27 protein-coding genes are annotated in these 24,639 nt (G+C 44.7%); 16 read left to right on the top strand and 11 right to left on the bottom strand.

What is annotated here, in order from left to right:
* Positions 1-5: 5 nt before the first annotated feature.
* From H0S56_RS08990 to H0S56_RS08980, 3 genes are read right to left on the bottom strand one after another with little or no spacing between them, the layout of a single operon-like run.
* Entirely contained in the window at positions 6-800 is a 795-nt protein-coding gene (locus tag H0S56_RS08990) for an enoyl-CoA hydratase/isomerase family protein (protein WP_004646590.1), read from the bottom strand.
* 11 nt (positions 801-811) lie between these two features.
* Positions 812-2,413 (bottom strand): carboxyl transferase domain-containing protein, encoded by a 1,602-nt coding sequence (locus H0S56_RS08985; protein ID WP_004646591.1) that lies wholly within the window; start codon positions 2,411-2,413, stop codon positions 812-814.
* A gap of 35 nt (positions 2,414-2,448) precedes the next feature.
* Complete coding sequence (locus H0S56_RS08980; protein ID WP_004646592.1) at positions 2,449-3,621, bottom strand: isovaleryl-CoA dehydrogenase; 1,173 nt, start codon at positions 3,619-3,621, stop codon at positions 2,449-2,451.
* A gap of 148 nt (positions 3,622-3,769) precedes the next feature.
* On the opposite strand from H0S56_RS08980, the gene H0S56_RS08975 reads away from it, so the two are divergent.
* The 5 genes from H0S56_RS08975 (at position 3,770) to H0S56_RS08955 (ending at position 8,862) form a co-directional block, all read left to right on the top strand.
* Complete coding sequence (locus H0S56_RS08975) at positions 3,770-4,405, top strand: TetR/AcrR family transcriptional regulator (protein ID WP_005251442.1); 636 nt, start codon at positions 3,770-3,772, stop codon at positions 4,403-4,405.
* A gap of 98 nt (positions 4,406-4,503) precedes the next feature.
* A complete protein-coding gene (locus H0S56_RS08970; protein ID WP_004646595.1) occupies positions 4,504-6,192 on the top strand; it encodes an AMP-binding protein in 1,689 nt (562 codons plus the stop codon).
* Between the two features lie 282 nt (positions 6,193-6,474).
* Positions 6,475-7,143 (top strand): class I SAM-dependent methyltransferase, encoded by a 669-nt coding sequence (locus tag H0S56_RS08965; protein ID WP_004646596.1) that lies wholly within the window; start codon positions 6,475-6,477, stop codon positions 7,141-7,143.
* 62 nt (positions 7,144-7,205) lie between these two features.
* Positions 7,206-8,003, top strand: coding sequence for a thioesterase family protein (locus H0S56_RS08960; protein ID WP_191730695.1), 798 nt, complete (start codon positions 7,206-7,208; stop codon positions 8,001-8,003).
* An 82-nt stretch (positions 8,004-8,085) separates the two neighbouring features.
* Positions 8,086-8,862: a Rossmann-like and DUF2520 domain-containing protein gene (locus H0S56_RS08955; RefSeq protein WP_195726073.1), complete on the top strand. Its 777-nt coding sequence runs from the start codon at positions 8,086-8,088 to the stop codon at positions 8,860-8,862.
* Positions 8,863-8,954: 92 nt separating this feature from the next.
* Here the strand turns inward: H0S56_RS08955 and trmB are convergent, their stop codons facing one another.
* Together trmB and H0S56_RS08945 are read right to left on the bottom strand one after the other, a co-directional pair.
* Positions 8,955-9,671, bottom strand: a complete 717-nt coding sequence (trmB, locus tag H0S56_RS08950) for a tRNA (guanosine(46)-N7)-methyltransferase TrmB (RefSeq protein ID WP_195724883.1) — start codon at positions 9,669-9,671, stop codon at positions 8,955-8,957.
* A gap of 151 nt (positions 9,672-9,822) precedes the next feature.
* A complete protein-coding gene (locus tag H0S56_RS08945) occupies positions 9,823-11,268 on the bottom strand; it encodes a SulP family inorganic anion transporter (RefSeq protein WP_195724882.1) in 1,446 nt (481 codons plus the stop codon).
* A gap of 217 nt (positions 11,269-11,485) precedes the next feature.
* Here H0S56_RS08945 and H0S56_RS08940 point away from each other — a divergent pair, with 217 nt between their 5' ends.
* A complete protein-coding gene (locus tag H0S56_RS08940) occupies positions 11,486-12,097 on the top strand; it encodes a glutathione binding-like protein (protein ID WP_004729975.1) in 612 nt (203 codons plus the stop codon).
* 54 nt (positions 12,098-12,151) lie between these two features.
* Here the strand turns inward: H0S56_RS08940 and H0S56_RS08935 are convergent, their stop codons facing one another.
* The 5 genes from H0S56_RS08935 to H0S56_RS08915 all read right to left on the bottom strand — a co-directional run bounded on the left by H0S56_RS08935 (position 12,152) and on the right by H0S56_RS08915 (position 14,906).
* Positions 12,152-12,934: a thiazole synthase gene (locus H0S56_RS08935; RefSeq protein WP_004646601.1), complete on the bottom strand. Its 783-nt coding sequence runs from the start codon at positions 12,932-12,934 to the stop codon at positions 12,152-12,154.
* A gap of 14 nt (positions 12,935-12,948) precedes the next feature.
* Positions 12,949-13,146, bottom strand: a complete 198-nt coding sequence (gene thiS, locus H0S56_RS08930) for a sulfur carrier protein ThiS (protein ID WP_004280105.1) — start codon at positions 13,144-13,146, stop codon at positions 12,949-12,951.
* Between the two features lie 35 nt (positions 13,147-13,181).
* Positions 13,182-13,547, bottom strand: coding sequence for a DUF423 domain-containing protein (locus H0S56_RS08925; protein ID WP_004280103.1), 366 nt, complete (start codon positions 13,545-13,547; stop codon positions 13,182-13,184).
* Positions 13,548-13,666: 119 nt separating this feature from the next.
* Positions 13,667-14,536 (bottom strand): RNA polymerase sigma factor RpoH, encoded by an 870-nt coding sequence (gene rpoH, locus H0S56_RS08920; protein ID WP_004280101.1) that lies wholly within the window; start codon positions 14,534-14,536, stop codon positions 13,667-13,669.
* Between the two features lie 136 nt (positions 14,537-14,672).
* Positions 14,673-14,906: a sulfurtransferase TusA family protein gene (locus H0S56_RS08915; protein WP_035335151.1), complete on the bottom strand. Its 234-nt coding sequence runs from the start codon at positions 14,904-14,906 to the stop codon at positions 14,673-14,675.
* A 382-nt stretch (positions 14,907-15,288) separates the two neighbouring features.
* Between H0S56_RS08915 and H0S56_RS08910 the strand changes: the two genes are divergently transcribed.
* Complete coding sequence (locus tag H0S56_RS08910) at positions 15,289-15,504, top strand: cold-shock protein (protein WP_004280099.1); 216 nt, start codon at positions 15,289-15,291, stop codon at positions 15,502-15,504.
* A gap of 101 nt (positions 15,505-15,605) precedes the next feature.
* On the top strand, positions 15,606-16,757 hold the full coding sequence (gene rhlB / locus H0S56_RS08905; protein WP_004646602.1) for an ATP-dependent RNA helicase RhlB: 1,152 nt from the start codon (positions 15,606-15,608) through the stop codon (positions 16,755-16,757).
* Positions 16,758-16,815: 58 nt separating this feature from the next.
* Here the strand turns inward: rhlB and H0S56_RS08900 are convergent, their stop codons facing one another.
* Positions 16,816-17,196: a hypothetical protein gene (locus tag H0S56_RS08900; RefSeq protein WP_004646604.1), complete on the bottom strand. Its 381-nt coding sequence runs from the start codon at positions 17,194-17,196 to the stop codon at positions 16,816-16,818.
* A gap of 259 nt (positions 17,197-17,455) precedes the next feature.
* On the opposite strand from H0S56_RS08900, the gene H0S56_RS08895 reads away from it, so the two are divergent.
* From H0S56_RS08895 to purF, 8 genes are all read left to right on the top strand, one after another.
* Positions 17,456-18,037: a nitroreductase family protein gene (locus H0S56_RS08895; RefSeq protein ID WP_044112675.1), complete on the top strand. Its 582-nt coding sequence runs from the start codon at positions 17,456-17,458 to the stop codon at positions 18,035-18,037.
* 33 nt (positions 18,038-18,070) lie between these two features.
* On the top strand, positions 18,071-19,144 hold the full coding sequence (locus H0S56_RS08890) for an NAD(P)H-dependent glycerol-3-phosphate dehydrogenase (protein ID WP_071850342.1): 1,074 nt from the start codon (positions 18,071-18,073) through the stop codon (positions 19,142-19,144).
* Positions 19,145-19,220: 76 nt separating this feature from the next.
* Positions 19,221-19,676: a phosphoglycerate mutase family protein gene (locus H0S56_RS08885; protein ID WP_195724881.1), complete on the top strand. Its 456-nt coding sequence runs from the start codon at positions 19,221-19,223 to the stop codon at positions 19,674-19,676.
* 30 nt (positions 19,677-19,706) lie between these two features.
* Positions 19,707-20,846, top strand: coding sequence for a type II secretion system protein GspL (gspL, locus tag H0S56_RS08880; RefSeq protein WP_005107298.1), 1,140 nt, complete (start codon positions 19,707-19,709; stop codon positions 20,844-20,846).
* Positions 20,846-21,325 carry a type II secretion system protein GspM gene (gene gspM, locus H0S56_RS08875; RefSeq protein WP_004280088.1) on the top strand — a complete coding sequence of 160 codons (480 nt, stop codon included), beginning with the start codon at positions 20,846-20,848 and terminating at the stop codon, positions 21,323-21,325. Before gspL ends, gspM begins: the two co-directional genes overlap by 1 nt.
* A gap of 90 nt (positions 21,326-21,415) precedes the next feature.
* The gene (locus tag H0S56_RS08870) at positions 21,416-22,417 is read left to right on the top strand and encodes a quinone-dependent dihydroorotate dehydrogenase (protein WP_004729961.1); all 1,002 of its coding nucleotides are present in this window, start codon (positions 21,416-21,418) and stop codon (positions 22,415-22,417) included.
* Positions 22,418-22,422: 5 nt separating this feature from the next.
* Entirely contained in the window at positions 22,423-23,004 is a 582-nt protein-coding gene (locus H0S56_RS08865; protein ID WP_195724880.1) for a CvpA family protein, read from the top strand.
* Positions 23,005-23,028: 24 nt separating this feature from the next.
* Complete coding sequence (gene purF / locus H0S56_RS08860) at positions 23,029-24,564, top strand: amidophosphoribosyltransferase (protein WP_114541762.1); 1,536 nt, start codon at positions 23,029-23,031, stop codon at positions 24,562-24,564.
* The last annotated feature ends 75 nt before the right edge of the window (positions 24,565-24,639 follow it).

The raw sequence follows: 24,639 nt of genomic DNA, 5'->3' as shown, positions 1-24,639 counted from the left end.
TGTTGTTATGCCGTGGTCTTGATCCAGGCCGGGCTTTGTTTGTTCAAAAATGCATTCAGTCCATTTTTCGCCTCATCTCCCTGGCGAATATGGGCAATATGCTGTGCTGTTTTAAGCAGTAAATCTTCGGTCAAAACCTGTTGGTCAACCAGTTGGATCAACTGTTTCGATGCGCTCTGTGCAGCAGGACCACCCAGTAAAAGTGCTTCCACAATTTCATCAATTTTGCTGTCGAGCTGTTCTGGTGTAGTAACTTCATGCGCAAGACCAATGCTTTTGGCCTGTTCAGCAGTAATCCGCTCGGCGGTCAGGAAATAACGTGAGGCCTGACGGGCACCAATCGCACGAATCACATAAGGGCTGATGGTCGAAGGTGCCAGACCTAAGCGAACCTCGGAAGTGGCAAACTTGGCATCTGTACTGGCCACACAAATATCACAGGCTGAGGCCAGCCCCATGCCGCCACCAAAGGCAATGCCGTGTACCCGGGCAATGGTTGGCTGTTTTAAGGTCGCCAGACTTTGCAGCATTTTTGCCAGTTTGAGAGCATCCGCTTCGTTGTCTGCCTGTGATGCCTGACCTGCCTGTTTCATCCAGTTCAGATCCGCGCCAGCAGAGAAACTCTTGCCTCGGCCTGCCAAAATCACCACACGCACATCATCATGGTCATTTAAAGACCGGAAACAGGCATGCAGTTCTTCAATCACCTGGGTATTAAAAGCATTGTGCAGTTCGGCACGGTTAATCCAGACTGTCGCGACCTGATCCTGCTGTTCGAGCTGTAAAAATTGATATGTCATTTTGTCACCCCTTACATGCGGAACACGCCGAATTTGGTTGGCTGGATGGGCGCATTCAGTGCCGCAGCCAGACTCAAGGCCAAGACTTCACGCGATTGCGCTGGATCAATCACACCATCATCCCATAAACGCGAAGACGCATAATAAGGGTGGCCTTGGCGTTCGTATTGGTCACGGATTGGTTGTTTAAACTGGTCTTCTTCTTCAGCTGACCAAGTTCCGCCTTTTTGCTCAATCTGGTCACGTTTTAAGGTCGACAAGACGCTGGAGGCCTGTTCACCGCCCATCACTGAAATACGCGAGTTTGGCCAGGTCCACATAAAGCGTGGCGAGTAAGCGCGTCCACACATACCATAGTTGCCTGCACCAAAAGAACCGCCAATCACTAGAGTCAGTTTCGGTACATTGGCATTGGCGACGGCCATCACCAGCTTAGCACCATTTTTGGCAATGCCTTCATTTTCATACTGGCGGCCGACCATAAACCCGGTAATATTTTGCAGGAAAATCAGCGGAATATTGCGCTGGGTACACAGTTCAATAAAATGTGCGCCTTTTTGGGCAGACTCGGAAAATAGAATGCCATTATTGGCAATAATCCCGACCGGCATGCCATAGAGCTTGGCAAAACCGGTCACCAGGGTAGTGCCGAAACGTGCCTTGAACTCGTCAAAACGTGAGCCATCGACAATACGCGCTATCACTTCACGGATATCAAAAGGCTTGCGCGCGTCACTCGGCACAATGCCGTACAGTTCCGAACTGTCAAACAGCGGCGCTTCGATTTCATCTGCGGTCTTGTTTGGCTTTTTGTTCAGGTTGGCCACGATGTTGCGGGCAATCGCAAGTGCATGTTCATCGTTTTCAGCCAGATGATCAGCCACGCCAGACAAACGGGTATGCACATCACCACCACCGAGATCCTCACTGGACACCACTTCACCAGTAGCTGCCTTAACTAGAGGAGGGCCGCCTAGGAAAATGGTGCCCTGATTGCGGACAATAATGGTTTCATCTGACATGGCAGGCACATAAGCACCGCCTGCAGTACAGCTGCCCATCACCACTGCAATTTGGGCGATACCTTGGCTCGACATACGTGCCTGATTGTAGAAAATACGGCCGAAGTGATCGCGGTCTGGAAATACTTCATCCTGTAAAGGCAAATATGCACCGCCTGAATCCACCAGATAAATACAAGTCAGATGGTTCTGTTCGGCAATTTCCTGGGCACGTAAATGCTTTTTCACTGTTAATGGATAATAAGTACCGCCTTTCACCGTAGCATCATTGGCGATGATCATGCAGGTCACACCCTTGACCTGACCAACACCAGCGACCACACCTGCGGCAGGAACATCATCCTGATACACCTGATAGGCAGCCAGCTGACCAATTTCCAAAAAAGCTGTGCCTGGATCAATTAAATGATTAATCCGTTCACGGGGGAGTAATTTGCCACGGTCCAGATGTTTTTGACGGGCAGTTTCGCCACCACCCAAAGCAATTTTTTCAACTTTCTGTTTTAGGTCATCCACCAGTTGCAGCATGGCAGTCTGGTTGGTTTTAAACTCTTCACTACGTATATTGATTTTGCTCGATAACTGATTCATGACCAACATCCTTGTTTTATTCTAAGTGTTAAGGTTTAGGCTGTTTCGTTGAAAAGTTCACGGCCAATCAGCATGCGGCGGATTTCTGAAGTACCGGCGCCAATTTCATACAGTTTGGCATCACGCCATAAACGGCCGGCAGCAAATTCGTTGATATAACCGTTACCACCTAAAGTCTGAATGGTTTCTCCTGCCATCCAGGTCGCTTTTTCAGCAGCATATAAAATGGCACTGGCAGCATCTTTACGCAGGCTACGGCTATGCTCAGCTTTGTCACATTCAGCACCGACCGCATAAACCAGTGCCTTACAGGCTAGCCAGGTCGAATACATGTCGGCAATTTTGCCTTGCATTAACTGGAATTCGCCCAGCGCCTGACCAAACTGTTTACGGTCATGAATATATGGAATCACGGTATCCATACAGGCATCCATAATCCCCAGTGGGCCAGCACTCAATACAGCACGCTCATAGTCCAGACCACTCATCAAGACCTTGGTGCCATTACCGACGCCGCCCATGACGTTTTCTTTCGGAACTTCAACATTGTCAAAAAACAGCGGATAAGTGTTTGAACCACGCATGCCGAGTTTGTCCAAATGGGTGCCGTGGCTAAAACCTGGCATATTTTTCTCAACCAGAAATGCAGTCATGCCTTTGGCACCGGCTTGCAAATCGGTTTTTGCATAGACCACCAGGACATCGGCATCGCCACCATTGGTGATCCACATTTTTGAACCATTCAACAGGTAGTGATCGCCTTTGTCTTCTGCTTTCAGTTTCATGCTCACCACATCCGAGCCTGCATTCGGTTCAGACATTGCCAAGGCACCGACATATTCACCTGAAATCAGTTTAGGCAGATAACGCTGTTTCTGTTCTTCAGTACCATTTCGCTTAATTTGGTTTACACATAGGTTAGAATGTGCGCCATAGGACAGCCCAATGGATGCAGAAGCACGGGAAATTTCCTGCATGGCAATGATGTGCGCCAGATAACCAAAATTTGAACCGCCATATTCCTCACTGACTGTCAGCCCGAGCAGGCCCATCTCGCCAAATTTTTTCCAAAGGTGAGCAGGGAACTCGTTGTCACGGTCAACCTGTTGAGCAATCGGGGTAATTTCTTTGGCGCAAAATGCGGCCACTGAATCACGAAGCGCTATTAGAGTTTCATCCAAACCGAAATCCAAGCTTTGTAAATTCATTCTTCATCCATCCTGAGGTTATATTTGTTGTGTCCAAAAAAGCATTGTTGTTGTGCTTGTGGTTTTAACATACAACGAAAAAATAAAAAAGTGAATCTATATTCACAAAATGATTTACAATTCATTTTATCTTGTTGAGATTAATTTTATGAGTTATAAAAGATCATCATTGATGCAGGAACGAATGGAACAAAATCGCCTGTCGATTTTGGAATCTGCTCGTGAACTGATTATTCAAGGGGGCTTGAAGGAGGCATCGATTCAGGCGATTGCAGAACGCGCAGGCGTTTCTACAGGGCTGGTCTATCGATATTTCGAAAGCAAAAGCCAGATTTTAATTGAGGTTTTGTCGGCCGCGATTCAGCATGAAGTCGGAATTCTGAACCATATTGCCGAGTCAGATTTATCGCCAAAACTGAAATTGCAAAAATCTGTTACAACTTTTGTCAAGCGTGCCATGAATAGCCCCCAATTGGCGTATTCACTGATGTTCGAACCGGTTGATCCGGAAATGGAACATGAGCGTTTTCGCAGTAAGCAGCTGCTTAAGCAGAGCATTAAGGAAATTCTGGCCGAAGGAAAGGTCAATGGAGAATTCGAATTTGAAGATTTGAATACGGCAGCATTAGGTGTGGTTGGTGCCATGACCTTTGTCGTGATTGAACCTTTAAATCCGTCCCGAAATGTCATGTTTGATCAGAAGTATAAGGATCACTTTGTCAAACAGATTGCCGATTTTTGTGTCAACGCAGTACGTGGGCAGGAGGAAAATTTACAAGCATAAACACACAAAAAACCGGTACACAGACAAGGTCGTCGTGGTCATAAAACAATTAGTAAAGTTGAAAATCAGAATTACAAAGAATCAAGGAGATCGATTCAATGACACAAGTACGGTTAAGCTATGCCTATGGAACCAGCAGCCAGCCTTTATTGGGCATGACGATTGGTGAAAAATTTGATCAGGCTTGCGAGCAGTATGCAGAACGTGATGCGGTAGTGAGTTTGCATCAGAACATACGCCTCAGTTACCGGCAGCTACAGGATCAGGTCAATGCCTTTGCCTGTCAGCTGCTGAAACTAGGTATGCAAAAAGGTGACCGTCTGGCAATCTGGTCGCCGAACTGTGTGGAATGGACCATTACCCAGTTTGCGGCCTTCAAGGCAGGCATTATTCTGGTGAACCTGAATCCGGCCTATAAAAGCAATGAGCTTGAATATGTGCTAAACAAGGTCTCCTGTAAGGGACTGGTGATTGCAGCGCAGTTTAAGACGACGGACTATCAGGAAATTCTGACTAAAATTGCACCGGAATTGCAGGAAACCGAGGATAAGTTCCTTAATGCAGAGCGTCTGCCGCATTTAAAACATGTAATTAAAATTGATGACCAGCAGCATACCGGCATCCACCGGTTTCAGGATTTGCTGAGCTCGCCTGGCGAACAAGAGCTGCAACAACTGCAACAGATCTCCAGTGAACTGCAGTTCGATGAAACCATTAATATCCAGTTTACCTCGGGCACCACCGGCAATCCGAAAGGCACCATGCTGACCCATAATAATATTTTAAATAACGGGTACTTTGTTGGCGAAGCCATTCATTTAGGGCCAGAAGACCGTGTCTGTATTTCAGTTCCTTTATTTCACTGCTTTGGTATGGTCATGGGCAATCTGGCCTGTATTACGCATGGTTCCGCCATGATTTATCCGTCTGCCGTGTTTAATCCATTAGAAACCTTAAAAGCCATTCAGCAGGAAAGATGTACCGCGGCTTATGGTGTGCCAACCATGTTTATCGCCATTCTTGAGCATGAACAGTTTGACGAATTTGACCTGTCCAGTCTGCGTACCGGGATTATGGCGGGTAGTCCATGTCCGCAGGAAATTATGCAGCGCGTGATTGAACGGATGCATATGTCTGAAATCACGATTTGTTATGGCATGACTGAAACCGCACCCGTCAGTGCACAAAGCTCAACGGCAGACAGTGTCGAGCAACGTGTCAGTACGGTTGGCCGGGTACATCCGCATCTGGAAGTTAAAATTGTCGATGAAAATGGCAAGGTGGTTCCACGCGGCCAATTGGGTGAGCTGTGTGTACGTGGTTATTCAGTGATGCTCGGTTATTGGGAAGATCAGGATAAAACCCAGGAAGTGATTGATGCGGCGCGCTGGATGCATACCGGTGATATCGCTGAAATGGATGATGAAGGCTTTGTCAAAATCAAGGGCCGAATCAAGGACGTGGTGATTCGTGGAGGGGAAAACCTGTTCCCGAAAGAAATTGAAGATTTCCTTTATACCCATCCGGCAGTTTCGGACGTACAGGTAATTGGGGTGCCAGACCATAAATATGGAGAAGAGCTGTGTGCTTGTATCATCCTGCATGAAAATGATCCATGTACTGAAGAAACCATCCGTCAGTATTGTAAGGAGCATATTTCTCACAACAAAGTGCCGCGTTATGTGCGTTTCTTCCAGGAATTTCCAATGACGGCTTCAGGTAAGGCGCAGAAGTTCAAATTGCGTGAATTTATGCGTGAAGAGCTGAACTTGAAAGAGATTGCTTAAATTATATTGATGCGATTCTTAAGTGGGGCAAAGCAGTATTTAATGCATGCATTGCCTCCATTTGTATAACGGCTTCGATATCAATGTTCAGGCTTTTCTTACTTTTGATGGGCCAAAAGTAAGCAAAGTCCCTTTATTTTGCTGAAGGGACTTCCATGTCGCCGGGCCTATGATCAAATTTCAAGAAAACAGCAAATAAGATCAAGCTATAAGATTTAAATATTCAATCTATCTAAAGACCCGCCTGAGTTTTAGATTCGTGCATAGATTTAGAGTAAAAATATGGCAAAAAACTTTCACAGTGAAGTCGTGGTCGCTAGTTATGACGATCATATCCGTAAACTGATTCCCGGTTATGAACTGGTGCATCAGCAGATTGAAGCAATTTTCAGCATTGAACTCCTGAAAACCGCTCATATATTGATAATAGGTTGCGGAACAGGTTATGAACTGTCCTATTTATTGCAGCGTTATCCAGACTGGACCTTTACTGCAATTGATCCATCAGCAGCTATGCTGGAACAGGCCAGTAAAAATCTGAATTCTATAGATCGACAAAGGGTGAAATTCGTCCAAAGTATGATTCAAGATTTGAATCAGCCAGATACGTTTGATGCTGCGTTAGCCATTCTGGTGGCACATTTCATTTCAAATTCCGAAAAAAACGGATTTTTTCAGGCTATCCAGCAGTGTCTTAAAACCAATGGTCTTGCATTGACCTATGACCTGATGCAACCCGAAGATCAGCAAGACATCAAAATTATGCAGAAGCTGGCACAACAGACAGGGTTAAGCGTGGTGCAAAGTAACAAGATGGTTGAACGCTTGGAGCAGGATTTTCACTTGTTATCTGCACAAAATTTTAAAGCGCTTTTAACCAAAGTCGGATTTAAACAGTGCAAGATTTATTGTCAAATCATGAATTATCATGGCTTTTTGATACGAAAATAAAGATCAAAGAACTTTTTGTAAACTCTTAAGTTTAAGTGAATATTCAGGGAAGTATTAAAACAATGTCGGCATATTACAGTTTTATTCAGCGCGAACAGCATCCAGATGGCAGTACTACGGCTTATTACCGTTCTAATATTCATGCACAAGGTGCATGGAATCCGCATGAGCAGCACATGGCACCAGCCACTGGTATTCTATGCGTCGAACTGGAACAGTTTCAGCCACGTGCTGACATGCGTATTGGTCGGGTCGGGCTGGATATTTTTGGCCTGATCGCCTTTGGTGAATTTTCAATTACTACGCGCATGATCCGTCCGGGTAAAACCATCGAACTGGTTGAAGCTGAAATGTGTGCCAATGGTAAAACCTGCATTGTGGCACGCGCGTGGAGAATGCTAACTTCAGATACCAAGGCCATTGCCGGAGTGGAAGACTTTCCGATCGAAAGTCCAGAATATTTACCTGTTTGGGAGGGTATGCGCTGCTGGCCAGGCGGTTATATCCAGAGTATTGAAACCCGTGCGCATGCTGACCATCGTGCAGGCAAGGGCATTGTCTGGCTGAGAAATTCGCTAGACATGGTAGAAGGCCAACCGACGACAGACTTTAGCCGTTTACTTGGTATGGTCGATACAGCCAATGGCATTGTGCCACGTCAGGATCCGAATTCCGGTTGGGGATTTCCGAATCTGGACCTGCAGATTCATATGCACCGTCTGCCGCAGGGTAAATGGCTAGGACTGGAAGTGGTGCAGCAATATGGTGGAGATGGTATCGGTTTGACCAGCGGAATTCTGCATGATGTTCATGGGCCTTTTGGTCGAAGTGAACAGATTCTGACCCTGCGAAAGTTTTAAAGTCTATTCGAAACATCAAGGCCAATTGCCTCAATCTTTATTTATTGGCATGCTGTGCGTAATTTATCAGGAAGAACAGCAGATGCGGATCAGTATGATTGGGGCAGGGCGAGTGGCATATCATCTTGCCCTTGTATTGTCAGCACACCATGAGATCGTACAGATCTACAGTCGAACCCTAGAAAAAGCACAGCAACTGGCTGAGCAATTTAAAGCTCAGGCAATCGCTGAGCCTGAACAGCTGGATCATGAGGTGGATCTGGTCATTATCGCGGTCAGTGATCAGTCGATTGCCAGCGTCATTGAACAGATTCATCCATATCTGCAGCAGAATCTGATCGTACATACCTCTGGCAGTACCCATCTCGATTTACTGAAAAATGTGCATGCGCGTGCAGGCGTATTTTATCCTTTACAGACCTTTAGTCTGGAACGCCAGATTGATTGGCAGCAGACGCCACTGTTTATTGAGGCGATGAATGAGCAGGACCAAATTCTGTTATTAGAACTGGCAAATAGCCTAAGCAATCGCGTTTATACTTATAGTTCTAGTCAACGTCTCAGTTTGCATCTTGCAGCGGTATTTGCCTGTAATTTTGCCAATTATTGTTATGACATGGCCAAGCAGGTGGTTGATGCACAACAGGTCGATTTTAGCCTGCTGTATCCCTTGATGCTGGAAACCGCCAATAAAGCCACTCAGAATGATCCCAAACAAATGCAGACCGGTCCAGCGATGCGTGGTGATCAGAATATCTTGAATATGCATCAGCAGATGTTAGCCAATATGCAGCGTGAAGATTTACAAAATGTCTATCAGTTGTTGAGCCAGCAGATTCTCACGCGTCATCAGAAATGAAGAATCTGAAGATTTATCTACGGAGAAGGGCTCAAAGATAAATTTTCTCCATAAAAAAGCGCTGATTAATCAGCGCTTTTTTGAATCTTGGATTAAGAAATTTTCTTGAAGATAAAATCATTAATCTTGTGACCGGCTTCAATCCCGCGACGTTCAAACTTGGTTTGTGGACGCCATTCCGGACGAGGGTAGCTGTTGCCTTTGCCCGCCAGATTTTCCAGTCGTGGACGTTCTTCCAATACTTCAATCATCCATTCCGCATACGGTTCCCAGTCCGTTGCAGCATGGAAAGTTCCGCCAAGTTCTAGCTTTTGCTCCACCAGTGGCATACGGTCATGCGAAACAAAACGGCGTTTAAAATGACGCTTTTTCTGCCATGGATCCGGGAAATACAATTGCACAGTATTGATACTATTGTCTGGCATTTCACGTAATACCTGAATTGCATCAGCATCCAGCACACGTAAGTTCGTTAGGCCTTCAACACCTGCTTCATACACGCACTGCGCAATTCCAGGTATATGCACTTCAATCCCGACAAAGTTTCGCTCAGGATTGGCTTTGGCCATCAATACCAGTGAACGGCCCATACCAAAACCGATTTCTACAGTCAAAGGACGTTCAGGATGTTCAAAGTGCTCACGCAAATCACCGACTGGATATTCCAAAATTAAGTGACCATATTGTTCAAGCGCAGTACGTTGAGAGGTGTTTAGCGGCATTGAGCGGCGCATAAACGTCACGATTTCACGGTGCTCGCTTAAGTTTTCCAGCTCCACGACTTGCTGGTCTAATTGATCGTTCGACATAACTTTGGCAAATCTAAAAATTCAGAATGCGGTATTTTAAGTCCTGAGCCGAGCAAGTCAAACTTTTCTCGGTATTTCTCCATAAAAATCGGCAAGATCTTCCAGATAAAATAAAAGAGCCAATTGAAGCTCTTTTATTAATCACCGTTCATCAGCTACTAAAACGGTCAATCAGTGTACTGCTGGCTTCATTCAAACCGATCACTGTTACGTCTATATTTTGAGCTTTAAATTTCTGGATCACATTATTCAACATGTTCACTGAGGTCACATCCCAGATATGCGCATGGGTCAGATCCAGTTCGACATGATCAAGCTTTTCTTTAAAATCAAAGAACTGATAGAATTTTTCTGTACTGCTGAAGAAAATTTGTCCAGAAATAATATAGCTACGTGAATGGGCTTCATTTAAATGCGTATAGACATGTACGGTTCTTTCCAGTTTATTAATAAAGAACAGGGCAGAGAGCAATACGCCGACAAATACACCAAGCGCCAGATTATGAGTGGCAAGCACGACAATAATCACGGCAATCATCACGGTATTAAATTCTAGCGGATGTTTGCTGAATTGCTTGATTGCTCCCCATTGAAAGGTGGTAAATGCCACCATAATCATGATCGCAACCAGAGCTGCCATTGGGATATAAGCCAGCCAGTCTTTCAAAAAAACCACGAGACACAGCAGAAACACGCCAGCGACCAGAGTCGATAAACGGGTACGTGCCCCTGAAGACACATTGATAATTGACTGGCCGATCATGGCACAACCGGCCATCCCGCCCATAAAGCCGCTGACAATATTGGCCATACCCTGACCACGACATTCCTGATGACGGTCACCTTCAGTTCCGGTCACTTCATCAATAACCGTAGTGGTCATCATGCTTTCCAGCAAACCGACAGTCGCCAAGGTAAAGGAATAAGGCAGGATAATTTGCAAGGTTTCCAGATTGAGTGGAATCTCGGGAAGCAGGAATACCGGCAAGGTATCTGGAAATTGCCCCAAATCACTGACGGTACGCATATCTGCACCCAAGAAGAGAGCTAAACCGCTAAGTACGATAATACAGATTAAAGGTGAGGGAATGGCTTTACCGATTTTAGGGATATAAGGAAACAGATAAATAATTGTCAGACCAATCGCAATAAACAGATAACCGGTGCTATCCATCCGGTTAATTTCCGGGATTTGTGCCACAAATATCAGGATCGCCAAGGCATTCAAAAATCCGTATACCACCGCCTGCGATACAAAACGCATTAATTTAGCGACTTTAAAATACCCCGCAATGACCTGAATGATACCGGTCAGAATTGTGGCAGCCAGCAGATATTGCAGACCATGTTCTTTTACCAAGGTAATCATCAAAAGCGCCATTGCGCCTGTAGCAGCAGAGATCATGGCGGGACGTCCGCCAAAAAAGGCAATGGATACTGCAATGCAGAAAGAAGCATATAAACCGACTTGCGGATCGACGCCGGCAATGGCAGAGAAGGCAATTGATTCAGGAATCAGGGCAAGTCCCACCACCAGACCTGCCAATACATCTGTGCGGATATTGGAAAACCATTCTTCTTTTTTCAGGCTAATCACGAAATATCATCTATATTTTGAAAACCTGTGTATGTTAAACAGATAGAGATAAAAATCTACACAAGATTGACTTGCAAAAGCCCGGAATATCCTGAATATTGAATGAGTAACTGCCCTGAGGTGACAGTTACGCTTTTTTGCAATTTACAGGTTTGATCACTTGAAAGTTTGTCAGAAGCGATTTAAAACATTGAGAAGTGTATAACAAGGATCAGAAATGAAGCTTTACTATTCACCAGGTGCCTGCTCACTGGCAGCACATATTATTTTAAATGAAATTAATGTCGATTTTGATTTGGAACGTGTTGATTTAAAAACACATAAAACAGAAAAAGGTACGGATTATTACGAAGTTAATCCTAAAGGCTATGTACCAGCGTTAGAAATTAACCCTGGTCTGATCCTGACAGAAAATGTTGCAATTCTACCGTTTCTTGCTCAACACGATCCAAAACAAGATCTGATTCCACCATCGGGCATGGGACGTGCCAAAGTGCTGGAATGGTTAGGTTATCTGAACTCTGAACTACATGATGCCTATGCGGTGTTCTTCGGTGGCAAGTTATCCGACGATGAAAAGAAAAAAGCCTATGCGGAAATTGATCGTCTATTGAGTTATATCGATAAAGCGATTGGTGAATCGGACAATGATTATCTGGTGGATGATAACTTTGGCCCTGCGGATGCTTATCTATTTGTCTTGACCAACTGGTCGAACCAGATTGAGCATGATCTGAGTCCATATAAAAATATTATTCATATCCGTAATAAGGTGGCAGAACGTCAGTCTGTACAGATTGCCATGCGTGATGAAGGTCTGATTCCTTAATTACTGGAAAAAATAAAGGACTCAATTGAGTCCTTTATTTTTGTTGATGAAAATTTATTTAAAGAAATAGCCGGTTTCCGGCGAGCTGGCATTGGCCATACGCTTGCGCGGCATACGGCCTGCAAGAAAAGCTTCTCGGCCTGCTTCAACGGCTTTTTTCATCGCAGATGCCATCAAGACCGGATTTTGCGCTGCCGCAATCGCTGTATTCATGAGTACGCCGTCACAGCCCAGTTCCATCGCAATCGCAGCATCACTGGCTGTACCGACACCGGCATCGACCAGAACCGGGACTTTGGCATTTTCCTTGATGATTGACAGGGTATGTGGATTCAGAATGCCCAGACCAGAACCAATCAGGCTACCCAATGGCATAATCGCAACACAGCCCATGCTTTCCAGCTCTTGCGCCACGATCGGATCATCCGAGGTATAAACCATGATCTCAAAGCCATCGTCAATCAAGGTGCGCGCAGCTTTCAGTGTTTCGGTTACGTTTGGATAAAGTGTCTTTTCATCACCCAAAACTTCAAGTTTGACCAGATTGTGGCCATCGAGCAACTCACGCGCCAGCATACAGGTGCGGACGGCACTATTGGCATCGAAGCAACCTGCAGTATTCGGCAAAATGGTATATTTTTCCGGAGGAATCACTGATAGCAGATTCGGCTGGTCAGGATCTTGGCCAATATTGACCCGGCGAATAGCGACAGTGACAATCTCTGCACCACTGGTTTCAATGGCCTGCTGAGTTTCATTTAAATCTTTGTATTTGCCCGTGCCTACCAAAAGGCGTGACTGGAATTGGCGTGAACCAATCTGTAATAAATCTTGCATAATTGTCCCGAGTATTAGCCGCCACCGACCGCGTGAATAATTTCTATTTTGTCTGTATCGCAAATTGGCGTATCGCCCAATCTGCTTTTAGGAATAATCATTTCATTGACTTCAACTGCAAAACGCTTACCCTCAAGCGCCATACTCTGAATCAGTTCCAGCAGATTCTTGCAGTGAGTTTCCTGTTGTTCGCCATTGATGTAAATCATCATTCTAGCAACCCTCCATGATTAAGTGTTGTTCAAACTTATCTGGCGTATTTTAAAGCATTCCAGGCCAGAATTAACCATCCGGCAATCATTAAAGCCCCGCCGATGGGCGTAATAGCACCTAAACCGCGGGGTAATCCTAAGGCCATGATATACAGTGAGCCAGAAAACAGTAAAATGCCGACCTGAATCAGACCGAAGCTCCATTGAATGGGCAATGCAGGGATGACTTTCGCCAGTAAAGAAAGAATCAGTAGTCCTAAGGCATGATAGAAAAAATAATCCGTTGCCGTTTGCCACCAGCCGAGCTGTGCTTCAGTCGCCCGCGCTTTTAAACCATGTGCACCAAAAGCACCGAGCATGACTGCAAGTGCCAAATTAAGTGCTGAAATCGCAATCCACATTTGAATTGATCTTCCTGATAAAGTTTGCGCTCAACCTTAGCATAAATTCAAAATGCGGACATAAAAAAGCCTTCATCAAAGAAGGCTTTTTCGAGGTAAATCAGTAACAGAATTTGGTGTTAATTGGATGACATCGCCACTTTAATTTTTTCCATGGCATTTTTTTCCAGCTGACGAATACGTTCCGCAGAAACATTATATTCGGCTGCAAGCTCATGCAGGGTCGATTTCTCGTCATCTAGCCAGCGACGCTGCAAGATATTACGTGAACGATCATCTAGCTGATCCATGGCTTCATGCAGGGCAGAGGTGCTTTGCTCCTCATAGTCTTCATTTTCAATCAGACGAGCCGGGTCATAACGATTATCTTCAAGATATAACGCTGGTGCCACATGGGTGGAACCTTCATCATCGTCATCGCTTGATGCATCAAAAGCCGCATCATACGCCGTCAGACGGCCTTCCATTTCCAGTACTTGTTCTGGTGTGACATTTAAATCATTGGCAATAGACTGTGCTTCTGCGAGCGTCAACTTTTTCGATGATTTCTTCAGGCTGCGCAGATTAAAGAACAGTTTACGTTGCGCTTTAGTGGTGGCGATTTTCACGATACGCCAGTTACGGATCACGTATTCGTGAATTTCCGCCTTGATCCAGTGCACGGCAAATGACACCAAACGTACGCCCATATTCGGGTCAAAACGTTTCACAGCTTTCATCAGACCCAGGTTGCCTTCCTGAATCAGGTCACCTTGTGGCAGACCATAACCTGCATAACTACGCGCAATATGTACCACAAAACGCAAGTGCGACATGACCAGCATTTTAGCTGCATCTAAATCTTGGTCATAGTAATAGCGTTCAGCCAACTCTTTTTCTTGTTCGGCTGTTAAAATCGGAATCTGATTGACAGTGCTGATATAAGCACCGAGGTTGACACCTGGCGCCGATAATGACAGGGGCATCAACTGATTGCGGCTGTCACTCATGTGTTCTCCTTGAAGTGCGGGATAACCCTAAACTAGGTTTTATCTTAATCCAATCTCTCCACAAATAATGGATATTTGGGTAGAGAAATGTAAAAAAGTATACGAAAGTGAGGATCAACAGTTTAATTGAAATTTTTTAAGATTCAATTAAGTAGTGAAACTCTGTATCAGAAATTTTTTTAAATTCAAGCTTGAGCTGATGCAGCTGACAATAGCGGCTGACATCCGTCTGGCTATGCGGATCAGATGATTTCAGCAGGAATGTTTTCTGATTTCCGGCCTTTAATGCGCGCTTTAACATTAATAGCGGCATCGGGCACGGTTTTCCCATGGCGTCTATAAGGCTGAAATGCGCTGGATCTTCGAGCATTACGGTTTCATTTAGGTAGCAGAAAAGGCTATAAATAGTAGCAAATATGATGCCAGAACCAAACTAGTTTAAGAAAAAGAAGATCTAAATGACTTTATAAAGTCTTTTGACAATTTTCATGAAAAAAATAACTAAATCAAACAGAACATGCTAAAAAAAATCTATTAATTGTGATAAACCCATGTTAAGCTCGTTGCGTATTTGGGACTTTGAATAAACAAAGTGATTGTTTTTCACCCTATTACATAAATGGATGTAACCGGGATTTTGTTGATAGTTTTACAGAATGATTACAAGCTTAAAAATAATATTTTCAAACTTGTTTGCTCTGCTGTTTGCAACACCGGGTGGTCCTTCTTTTAGTTTCAATGAGGATTAACTTATGACAGCTGCTCGCGAACAAGGCGTAGTTAAGTGGTTTAACGATACTAAAGGCTTCGGCTTTATTCAACGTAACGGCGGCGATGACGTATTCGTTCATTTCCGTGCTATCCAAGGTGACGGTCACCGTTCACTTCGTGACGGCCAACGTGTTGAATTCAGTGTTGTTAAAGGCCAAAAAGGCTTTCAAGCTGAAGAAGTTCAACCATTAGACTAATCTTCGGATTAAGCTAAAAAGAAAACGCTCCAATATAACTTGGGGCGTTTTTTGTTTATACTATCCCTATCTTAGTGATTACCCAATTAGAGCACCGCTTTATGTCATCTGGTTTTGAAACCTTAAATTTACATCCCAATCTGAAAAAAGCGATTGATGCTTTAGGCTTTACCACCATGACGCCTATCCAGCAGAAGGTTTTGAAATTCACGCTGGCAGGACATGATGCAATTGGCCGTGCACAGACTGGTACAGGTAAAACTGCGGCCTTTTTAATTAGTATCATGAACGATCTGTTAAATAATCCGATTCAGGAACAACGTTATCGTGGTGAGCCGCGCGCGCTGATTCTGGCACCGACCCGTGAACTGGCATTGCAAATTGAAAGCGATGCACAGCACCTGGCGAAATATGCGGGTTTGCATGTGGTGACCTTGCTGGGTGGTGTGGATTTTGACAAGCAAAAGAACCAGCTTAATAAAGCGCCTGTCGATATTATGGTGGCTACACCAGGTCGTCTGATTGATTTTGTAGAACAAAAAGAAGTCTGGCTAGATCAGATTGAATTTTTAGTCATTGATGAAGCAGACCGTCTACTGGATATGGGTTTCATTCCATCGGTTAAACGGATTGTACGTTTCTCGCCGCGTAAAGAGCAGCGTCAGACTTTAATGTTCTCTGCAACATTTAGCTATGATGTGTTGAATCTTGCGCAGCAATGGCTGTTTGAACCGGTTACGGTTGAAATTGAGCCAGAAAAGAAAACCAATGCTGATGTCGAGCAACGGGTTTATATGGTGGCAAAATCAGATAAATATAAATTGTTGCAAGAAATTCTGCGTGATGAGCCGATTGAGAAAGTCATGATTTTTGCTAACCGTCGGGATCAGGTACGCAAACTTTATGATCATTTAAAACGGGATGGTTATAAGGTGGTGATGTTGTCTGGTGAAATCGCGCAAGATAAACGCACGAAAATGTTAGATCAATTTAAAAATGGTCAGCATAATATTATGATTGCGACGGATGTGGCAGGACGTGGTATTCATGTAGATAACGTATCCCATGTGGTGAACTTTACCTTGCCAGAACAGTCAGATGATTATGTACATCGTATTGGTCGTACAGGCCGTGCCGGTGCGCAAGGTGTAAGTATCAGTTTCTTGTCCGAAGATGATGCGTTCTATCTTCCGGAAATTGAAAAAGCCATTGGGCAAAAATTGCCTTTGACCCGCCTGGAAGGTTATTGTTAATCCAGATCATAGAAAAACCGCTCTTGAAGAGCGGTTTTTTATTGCGCTATGGTTTGGCTTATTTGGCCTGACAGCGGAATGTAAGCACCGTCTGATAGTCGTCATTCTGGTTTAAACCAGTATTGGTACCTGCGATATTGCCAAGGACAGTAGCTGCTGCCTGAATCATCTGACCTGTTTGTTCATCGACCACGCCTTTTAAAGCGCCGTTATAAGCTGTCTTTTCATCTACAATAATTGGGGTTGATCGAGAGCCACAGGCTTTATTGGCCGCAGTAATCGCGTTGTTTTTCGAAGTCAGTTGATTTTTACCTAATCCGGTCACTTCATACTGGTTATTTTCCTTTTGCACTGCCAATGCAGTCGGGTTTGAGGCACAGGCAGTAAGCAGTAATGCGGAAATAGCTAATCCGCTGAAAGCGATTGTTTTTTTCATCATGAAATCTCAAGTAAATACGATGCTGAATATTTCAACACAGCAAGCAGCGCAGATTTTGTAGCTGTTGTATAGGTTTGGCAATTTTTGGTATAGCTCTATGTGAGTTAGGTGAAAAATAGAGCAGCACAGGATTGAAAAACCAAGCAACTTTATCTTCAGATTGTGATGAGCGTGCTGAATCGCTATGAAGTTTCTAGCGTATTTTTCTTTGAATATGCTAATCTTGAGTATGGTTTTTTAAGTGTAGATATACAAGGCAATGACGGAATCTGCGATTGACATCGTTCATCAAAATATTCACCAACGGCAATCGATTGGTCATCTGCTGGCACCCGCACCCAATGCAGAACAACTGGAAAGAGCCTTTCAAGCGGCATTAACTGCACCCGATCATCATCGGCTCAAGCCGACCACATTTGTGGTGGTTCCAGATAATCAGCGTGAAGCTTTTGGAGGGTTGCTGTCGCAGGCGCTCGTCGATTTGGGTGAAACTGAAACAGCGCAGATTGAGCGGGTCAAGAATCATCCATTTCGTGCGCCTTTATTGGTGCTTGCCTTAACGCGTTTGCAGGATCATCCTAAAGTTCCGCATTTTGAACAAATCCTTAGTTCAGGCGCAGCCATTCAGAATTTTCTGTTGTCACTTCAGGTTCAGGGTTTCTCGACCATGTGGCGTAGCGGTGCTGTAGTCGAGTCTGGCCTGTTTAAGCAGGCATTGGGAATTTCAAAAGATGATCTGGTCTCAGGTATTATTTATATTGGCACTGCAGCAAAAGCAATTCCAGCACGCGCAGAGATTCAAACCGGTGATTTTGTCAGTTATTGGAACCAGAACAGCTAGTTTGCAGGGTATAACAGGATATTAAAAAATAAGATGTCAGAATTAAATTTCTCAAAACTGGTAGAACCGGTTGCAGTTGATCATAAGACAGCTTTAAGAGTCACAGTATTGGGTGGGGGCAGTTTTGGTACTGCAATGGCCAATACTGCAGTGCGTAATGGTTGCAATACCATGATCTGGATTCGTGACGAAGCAGTTGCGGCAGATATTAATGTCACGCATATCAATAAACGCTATTTGCCAGATTTTAAGTTAGAAGAAAATCTGCTAGCGGTGTCAGATCTGGAACAGGCTGTGCGTGATCGCGATATTATTTTAGTCGCTATTCCGAGTCATTCCTTTCGGGATGTCTTGCAGCAAATCAAACCTTTTATTACGTCGCAAGCCGTGATCTCGCTGACCAAGGGTATTGAAGCCAAAACCTTTAGTTTCATGAGCGATATTATTCGCGAAGTGTTGCCTGAAGTGCCTTATGGTGTGTTATCAGGACCGAATCTGGCCAAAGAAATTGTGGCAGGACAGCCAGCAGGAACCGTGATTGCCAGCCAGTCCGAGCTGGTGCGTTATGCCGTACAACAAGCCTTACATAGTGCCTTGTTCCGCGTATTCGCCAGTGATGATGTGCATGGGGTAGAACTCGGGGGCGCATTAAAAAATATCTATGCTGTCGCGATGGGCATGGCTGCTGCGTATAACGTGGGTGAAAATACCAAGAGTATGATCCTGACCCGTGCTTTGGCCGAAATGAGCCGTTTTGCAGTAAAACTCGGTGCTAATCCGCTGACTTTCCTTGGGCTTTCAGGTGTGGGTGATTTGTTCGCTACCTGTAGCAGCCCTCTTAGCCGTAATTATCAGGTGGGTTATGCGCTTGGTAAAGGTAAAACCTTGGAGCAGGCAACGACTGAGTTGGGGCAAACGGCAGAAGGGATTAATACCATTGTACAGGTCAAGGCACGTTCGGAAGAGCTCGATGTGTATATGCCGATTACCTCGGCCTTGTATGATGTGATTTTTGAAGGTGCGCCGCCACTCAATATTGCATTGTCATTGATGAAAAACGGTCATCGCAGTGATGTTGAATTTGTCTTGCCACATCATCAAGTCTGATCTATAACACAGGGACTGTCTGCGAATTGTCATATTCGCTGCTTATCATGCAGGCAAAAGAATATAAGGAAATCAAATGCAACTGACTTTAGTTCGACATGGCGAGGCCGCACCACCGGTCAATGGTAATGACACCAAGCGACCTTTAACGGAGCGTGGTCATCAACAGGCTGAGCAGACTTCACAGTTCTTAAAGGATCTGATTAAGCCTGAAGTCTTTGTGGTCAGTCCGTTATTGCGTGCGCAGGAAACTCTGGCACATTTGCAGCATTATTTTAAAGATGTGCCGGTGGTGATCTGTAATACGATCAAACCGGATGATGATGCCAAAGTCGCAGTGGAATGGTTGTCGCAACTGCCTTATGAGTCGATTGCAGTGGTATGCCATATGAATGTGGTGGCACATATGTCTTCCATTCTGCTGGCTGAATCTTTTCAACCTTATGCATTGGCAGAAGCACGTATTTATGATCAGGCGGTGATTGCCCCTGGCTTATCCACACAGATAAAAAGCTTTATTCCTACACTATAAAAAATTTATTAAAACGGCAGAACACAATCGATGTTGTATTTATGGATGCCTGAAGCCAATGGGGTTTGGCAATGGTCAACTGGGGAATTCTGGAACACTGCAGCCACACTTGAGCAGCTGATTCAGGATATACAGGCTCATCATGGCGAAGAGGCGGTGGTGTTTTTTCCGAGCCGTCATGTGCAAATTTTGCAGCAGACCTTGCCTAAGAGCCAATATAAGAAAATGGGCAATGATGGCATCAAATATTTGCTCGAAGAATACGTGGTGCTGCCGGTAGATGCCATGAAAGTGCTGCATCATTTTCAGCAGCCGGATCAGATCAGCATTATGGGGATTGCGAATTCTACGCTTGAGACCTTGCAACATGCTTTAAGCCTGATCCCAGTCAAGCTGGCAGCTTTGTTACCGGACTTTTTGGTGCTGCCGGTTCCTGATGCCAATCAGCGTGTGATTGCGCAAATCGGTGGACGTTTGCTGGTGCGCGAGTCGGAATATATCGGCCAGTCGCTGGATGATCTAAGCCTTTATCTGGATTATCAGCCCAAGGATCTCAGCTATAAGGTGAGCAATCTGAATCAGGAGCAGTTGCGTAGTCTTGAAGCACTGGTCACTCAGGAGCAACTGGAGTCTTTCCAATATGGAATTCCTGTACTGAAAAAACCGAAACAGCATCCGTTTAATGTCTTGCCTAAAGCAAAATCCAATGGCGCTATTTCCGGCTACTGGAAAGCCTGCGCGGCGGTTTTTCTGGGTATTTTAGTATTGCAGTTTAGTTATGATGCTGTGCGCTGGTATCAATATAAGAAAGTGGCGAATCAGACCGCCGCGCAAGCCATCGACCAGTTTAAATACTGGTTTGGACAAAATTATCCGGTCACTGAGCAGAATATCAAAAGTCAGTTTGAAGGGCAGTTGCGTCAAAGCCAGATTGCAGATACGCATGCATTGCAGCTGATTAGTCGGGTGGGGCCAGTCTTGATGCAAAATCAGATTGTGGCACAACGGGTGAATTATGATGCTTCTGTGTTAAGTATGGAGCTTAAGGCCAATTCATCAGAAACGTTAAATGCACTGACCACACAATTAAGCCAGCAAGGCTTTAAGGTGGAGCTGGGGAATATTCAGGCCAGCGGAACAGCTGCGATCGGACTGGTGAGGATTCAATAATGAAAGGCATTGAAGCGCTACAAAATCGTATGGATCAGTCTTTTGAAAAACTGAGTGATTATCTGGACAGCTTGTCGGTACGTGAACGGGTAATGGTGATTTTTACCACTGTTTTTGTGATTGTGGCGGCAGTCGGTTCTGCACTCTGGTATATGCATCAGGCGGCAGATACCCAGCAAAAACGCTTAAATCAGCTGAAAGATACCATTGTTTGGATGCAAAGTAATGCAGTAACCATGAAACCGGCTGGGGACACCCAACTGGATGCAGCGGAGAAAGTACAGCGAGTCGCACAGCAGCAAGGATTGTCGGTGGCTTCCCAGCAAATGGAAGGAAAAATTCAATTGGCGGTCATGCATGAAAATTATGCAGTACTGGCAAATTTCCTGACTCAGCTGGCACAAATGGGGCTAAGTATCGAGAAAATGGAACTAAATAATGAGGCAGGACAGATTAAATTAACGGCGACCATACAATAAACGGTAAAAATAAAGATTTGCAAAGCATGGTTTTTTTGTCAGCCTATGCCTATAATATGCCGACTTAAAAAGCAGTAGACTTTTCTGGATATGTTGTATTCTCTAGCCCGCCCTTTGTTGTTTTCTTTAGCACCAGAGCGTGCACATGAGCTGACATTATCACTATTGAAATCATCCCATAAAATGGGCTTGATGCGTCAAAACGTTGCTGCGAAACCTGTGACCTGTATGGGAATCGAATTTCCCAATCCGGTAGGTCTTGCGGCAGGTTTGGACAAAAATGGTGCCTATATTGACGCCCTTGCCGGTCAAGGTTTTGGTTTTATTGAAATTGGTACCATTACCCCGCGACCGCAAGCCGGCAATCCTCATCCGCGTTTATTCCGTTTGCCACAGGCCAAAGCCATTATTAACCGTATGGGCTTTAATAATGATGGCGTGGATCAGCTGGTTGAAAATGTCAAAGCGGCCAAATTTAAAGGCATTCTCGGTATTAATATCGGTAAAAACGCTGATACTCCGGTAGAAAAAGCAGTAGATGATTACCTCATCTGTTTAGAAAAAGTCTATAATTATGCTTCTTATATTACCGTCAACATTTCTTCTCCCAATACCAAAAACCTGCGCAGCCTGCAAAGTGGTGATGCACTCACCGAACTGCTGGAAACATTGAAGAAGCGTCAGCTTGAATTGGCTCAGGAATACCAGCATTATGTACCTTTGGTACTCAAAGTGGCGCCTGATCTGGATAACAGCGATATTGCCTTTATTGCCAAGCAGTTATTGCAATTCAAGATCGATGGTCTGATCGTGACCAATACCACACTGTCACGTGAAGGGGTAGAGGGTCTAGAGCATGCAGAAGAAGCAGGCGGTTTGTCTGGCGCGCCAGTATTTGAGAAAAGTACCGCATGTCTGGCTGCATTTGCTGCGGTATTAAAAGGACAAATTCCATTGATTGGTGTGGGTGGTATTCTTTCAGGTGCAGATGCTGCTGCCAAGAAACAGGCAGGCGCCAGCCTTGTACAAGTTTATAGTGGCCTCATCTATACTGGACCTAAACTTGTAAAAGATTGTGTAGACGCACTTTAAATCCTATGAATGCCATTGATATCTTTCTACTGATTATCTTGCTCATTGGAGGGCTCAACGGTTTGCGTCAAGGATTTATTAAAGCCTTTGCGAACTTAGTGGGATGGATCTTTGCCCTGATTGTTGCGGCAAAATATTCAACGCTACTTGCGCCGTCTATGGTTGCTCTGAGTACAGATCCAGTCGTACAAAAGATTGCGGCCTTCGCTTTTATCGTCCTGCTGATTGTAGTTCTGACCTGGATCGTTACTGCACTGTTGAACCGTATTTTAAAGAGTCTTAAACTGGGCCCTCTCAACCGTCTGGCGGGTGGTGTCTTTGGTAGCCTGAAAGGTTTGCTAATTGTTCTGATTACCATGCAGGGTATCGGCCCTTGGGTAGAGAGCTCACCGCACTGGAAACAGTCCAAGTTTATTCAAGCCTTATTGCCTTATGCGCCTTGGGCGACTCAAATGTCGAAAGAAGCCGCGAATGGCGCACTACAACATATCAAGTCTGAAGGGGCACCGAAACCTTCAGCTTCATCATCTGAAACATCGTCCAAGTCTGGAGCTTCAGATGAGTCTACAAATAATCCTTTTTATTAATCCTAGCTTGTCTGCGAGGTTGCTATGTGTGGAGTAGTTGGTATAGCTGGTAAATCACCCGTTAACCAAATGTTGTTTGATGCATTAACGATGTTACAACATCGTGGACAAGATGCAGCTGGGATCGTGACATGTGATGAAGGACGTTTATTCCTGCGCAAAGACAATGGTATGGTGCGTGATGTATTCCATACTCGTCATATGCGTGCTTTGAAAGGAAATTACGGTATTGGTCATGTGCGTTATCCAACAGCCGGTTCATCGAGCAGTGCTGAAGCACAGCCGTTTTATGTGAACTCACCGTACGGGATTACCTTGGCACATAATGGTAACCTGACCAATGCCGAAGAAATTCATGATGACCTGTTCAAAACTGACTTGCGTCATATGAACACTGATTCTGATTCAGAAGTCCTGTTAAACGTGTTTGCGCATGAACTGCAAAAACATGGCAAACTGGTACCGACGTCGGAAGATATTTTCCATGCGGTAACACGTGTGCATGAGCGTTGTAAAGGTGCTTATGGCGTGGTGGCGATGATTACCGGTCAGGGTCTGGTAGGCTTCCGTGATCCAAATGGTATTCGTCCATTGATCTACGGTTCGCGTGAAACTGAACAGGGTATGGAGTATATCATTGCTTCTGAGTCGGTTGCGATTACTGCGCTGGGCTTTAAAGTTGAGCGTGATATTTTGCCTGGTGAAGCGATATTTATTGATTTAGAAGGTAACTTCTTCACCAAGCAATGTGCAGTGAATGCTGAATACCGTCCTTGTATTTTTGAATATGTTTATTTTGCCCGTCCAGATGCCATCATTGATGGAATCTCGGTGTATAAAGCACGTTTAAAAATGGGTGAGAAGCTGGCGCAAAAGATTCTGCGCGAGTGGGGTGAAGAGCATGATATTGATGTGGTGATTCCGATTCCGGATACTTCACGTACTTCTGCATTGGAACTTGCCAATATGCTGGGTGTGAAATTCCGTGAAGGTTTCATGAAAAACCGTTACATTGGTCGTACCTTCATTATGCCTGGTCAGCAGCTGCGTAAAAAATCGGTACGTCAGAAACTGAACCCGGTTGAGCTTGAGTTTAAAGGTAAAAATGTACTGTTGGTGGATGACTCGATTGTCCGTGGTACAACCTGTAATGAAATTATCCAGATGGCTCGTGATTCTGGCGCGAAAAAAGTATTCTTTGCTTCTGCAGCACCGATGGTGAAATATCCAAACGTTTATGGTATTGATATGCCGGCGAAATCTGAGCTGATTGCATCGGAACGTAGCGTGGAAGAAATCCGTGAAATTATTGGTGCTGACCGTCTGATTTTCCAGGATCTGGAAGATTTGAAAGATGCGGTAAGAACCACCAAAGTACCGGATGTCAAAGACTTTGATTGTTCAGTCTTTGATGGCATCTATGTTTCGGGCGGTATTGATGCGCAATATCTGGATGATCTTCAGCAAAAACGTAGTGACAGTGCCATGAAAGAAAGCAATTATATTGATGTCAATATTGATGCAGCTTCAGTGGATTTGACTGGCGTACGCGAAGTCTAAGTAGTTAAAATCATCATGAAAAAGCGGGAATTTCCCGCTTTTTTGTTTTATGATGAGCCCATTGAAAATCATCAT

This window comes from Acinetobacter lwoffii (assembly GCF_015602705.1).
In the GTDB taxonomy this organism is placed as follows: Bacteria; Pseudomonadota; Gammaproteobacteria; order Pseudomonadales; family Moraxellaceae; genus Acinetobacter; species Acinetobacter lwoffii_E.
The sequence above is the reverse complement of the archived record's forward strand: the minus strand, read 5'-3'. Positions and strand labels throughout refer to the sequence as shown.

What these genes read in the sequence shown, in the direction of transcription:
- H0S56_RS08990 (WP_004646590.1), bottom strand. Translation starts at nt 800, where the DNA reads ATGACATATCAATTTTTACAGCTCGAACAGCAGGATCAGGTCGCGACA.
- H0S56_RS08985 (WP_004646591.1), bottom strand. Translation starts at nt 2,413, where the DNA reads ATGAATCAGTTATCGAGCAAAATCAATATACGTAGTGAAGAGTTTAAA.
- H0S56_RS08980 (WP_004646592.1), bottom strand. Translation starts at nt 3,621, where the DNA reads ATGAATTTACAAAGCTTGGATTTCGGTTTGGATGAAACTCTAATAGCG.
- H0S56_RS08975 (WP_005251442.1), top strand. Translation starts at nt 3,770, where the DNA reads ATGAGTTATAAAAGATCATCATTGATGCAGGAACGAATGGAACAAAAT.
- H0S56_RS08970 (WP_004646595.1), top strand. Translation starts at nt 4,504, where the DNA reads ATGACACAAGTACGGTTAAGCTATGCCTATGGAACCAGCAGCCAGCCT.
- H0S56_RS08965 (WP_004646596.1), top strand. Translation starts at nt 6,475, where the DNA reads ATGGCAAAAAACTTTCACAGTGAAGTCGTGGTCGCTAGTTATGACGAT.
- H0S56_RS08960 (WP_191730695.1), top strand. Translation starts at nt 7,206, where the DNA reads ATGTCGGCATATTACAGTTTTATTCAGCGCGAACAGCATCCAGATGGC.
- H0S56_RS08955 (WP_195726073.1), top strand. Translation starts at nt 8,086, where the DNA reads ATGCGGATCAGTATGATTGGGGCAGGGCGAGTGGCATATCATCTTGCC.
- trmB (WP_195724883.1), bottom strand. Translation starts at nt 9,671, where the DNA reads ATGTCGAACGATCAATTAGACCAGCAAGTCGTGGAGCTGGAAAACTTA.
- H0S56_RS08940 (WP_004729975.1), top strand. Translation starts at nt 11,486, where the DNA reads ATGAAGCTTTACTATTCACCAGGTGCCTGCTCACTGGCAGCACATATT.
- H0S56_RS08935 (WP_004646601.1), bottom strand. Translation starts at nt 12,934, where the DNA reads ATGCAAGATTTATTACAGATTGGTTCACGCCAATTCCAGTCACGCCTT.
- thiS (WP_004280105.1), bottom strand. Translation starts at nt 13,146, where the DNA reads ATGATGATTTACATCAATGGCGAACAACAGGAAACTCACTGCAAGAAT.
- H0S56_RS08925 (WP_004280103.1), bottom strand. Translation starts at nt 13,547, where the DNA reads ATGTGGATTGCGATTTCAGCACTTAATTTGGCACTTGCAGTCATGCTC.
- rpoH (WP_004280101.1), bottom strand. Translation starts at nt 14,536, where the DNA reads ATGAGTGACAGCCGCAATCAGTTGATGCCCCTGTCATTATCGGCGCCA.
- H0S56_RS08915 (WP_035335151.1), bottom strand. Translation starts at nt 14,906, where the DNA reads ATGCTCGAAGATCCAGCGCATTTCAGCCTTATAGACGCCATGGGAAAA.
- H0S56_RS08910 (WP_004280099.1), top strand. Translation starts at nt 15,289, where the DNA reads ATGACAGCTGCTCGCGAACAAGGCGTAGTTAAGTGGTTTAACGATACT.
- rhlB (WP_004646602.1), top strand. Translation starts at nt 15,606, where the DNA reads ATGTCATCTGGTTTTGAAACCTTAAATTTACATCCCAATCTGAAAAAA.
- H0S56_RS08900 (WP_004646604.1), bottom strand. Translation starts at nt 17,196, where the DNA reads ATGATGAAAAAAACAATCGCTTTCAGCGGATTAGCTATTTCCGCATTA.
- H0S56_RS08895 (WP_044112675.1), top strand. Translation starts at nt 17,456, where the DNA reads ATGACGGAATCTGCGATTGACATCGTTCATCAAAATATTCACCAACGG.
- H0S56_RS08890 (WP_071850342.1), top strand. Translation starts at nt 18,071, where the DNA reads ATGTCAGAATTAAATTTCTCAAAACTGGTAGAACCGGTTGCAGTTGAT.
- H0S56_RS08885 (WP_195724881.1), top strand. Translation starts at nt 19,221, where the DNA reads ATGCAACTGACTTTAGTTCGACATGGCGAGGCCGCACCACCGGTCAAT.
- gspL (WP_005107298.1), top strand. Translation starts at nt 19,707, where the DNA reads ATGTTGTATTTATGGATGCCTGAAGCCAATGGGGTTTGGCAATGGTCA.
- gspM (WP_004280088.1), top strand. Translation starts at nt 20,846, where the DNA reads ATGAAAGGCATTGAAGCGCTACAAAATCGTATGGATCAGTCTTTTGAA.
- H0S56_RS08870 (WP_004729961.1), top strand. Translation starts at nt 21,416, where the DNA reads ATGTTGTATTCTCTAGCCCGCCCTTTGTTGTTTTCTTTAGCACCAGAG.
- H0S56_RS08865 (WP_195724880.1), top strand. Translation starts at nt 22,423, where the DNA reads ATGAATGCCATTGATATCTTTCTACTGATTATCTTGCTCATTGGAGGG.
- purF (WP_114541762.1), top strand. Translation starts at nt 23,029, where the DNA reads ATGTGTGGAGTAGTTGGTATAGCTGGTAAATCACCCGTTAACCAAATG.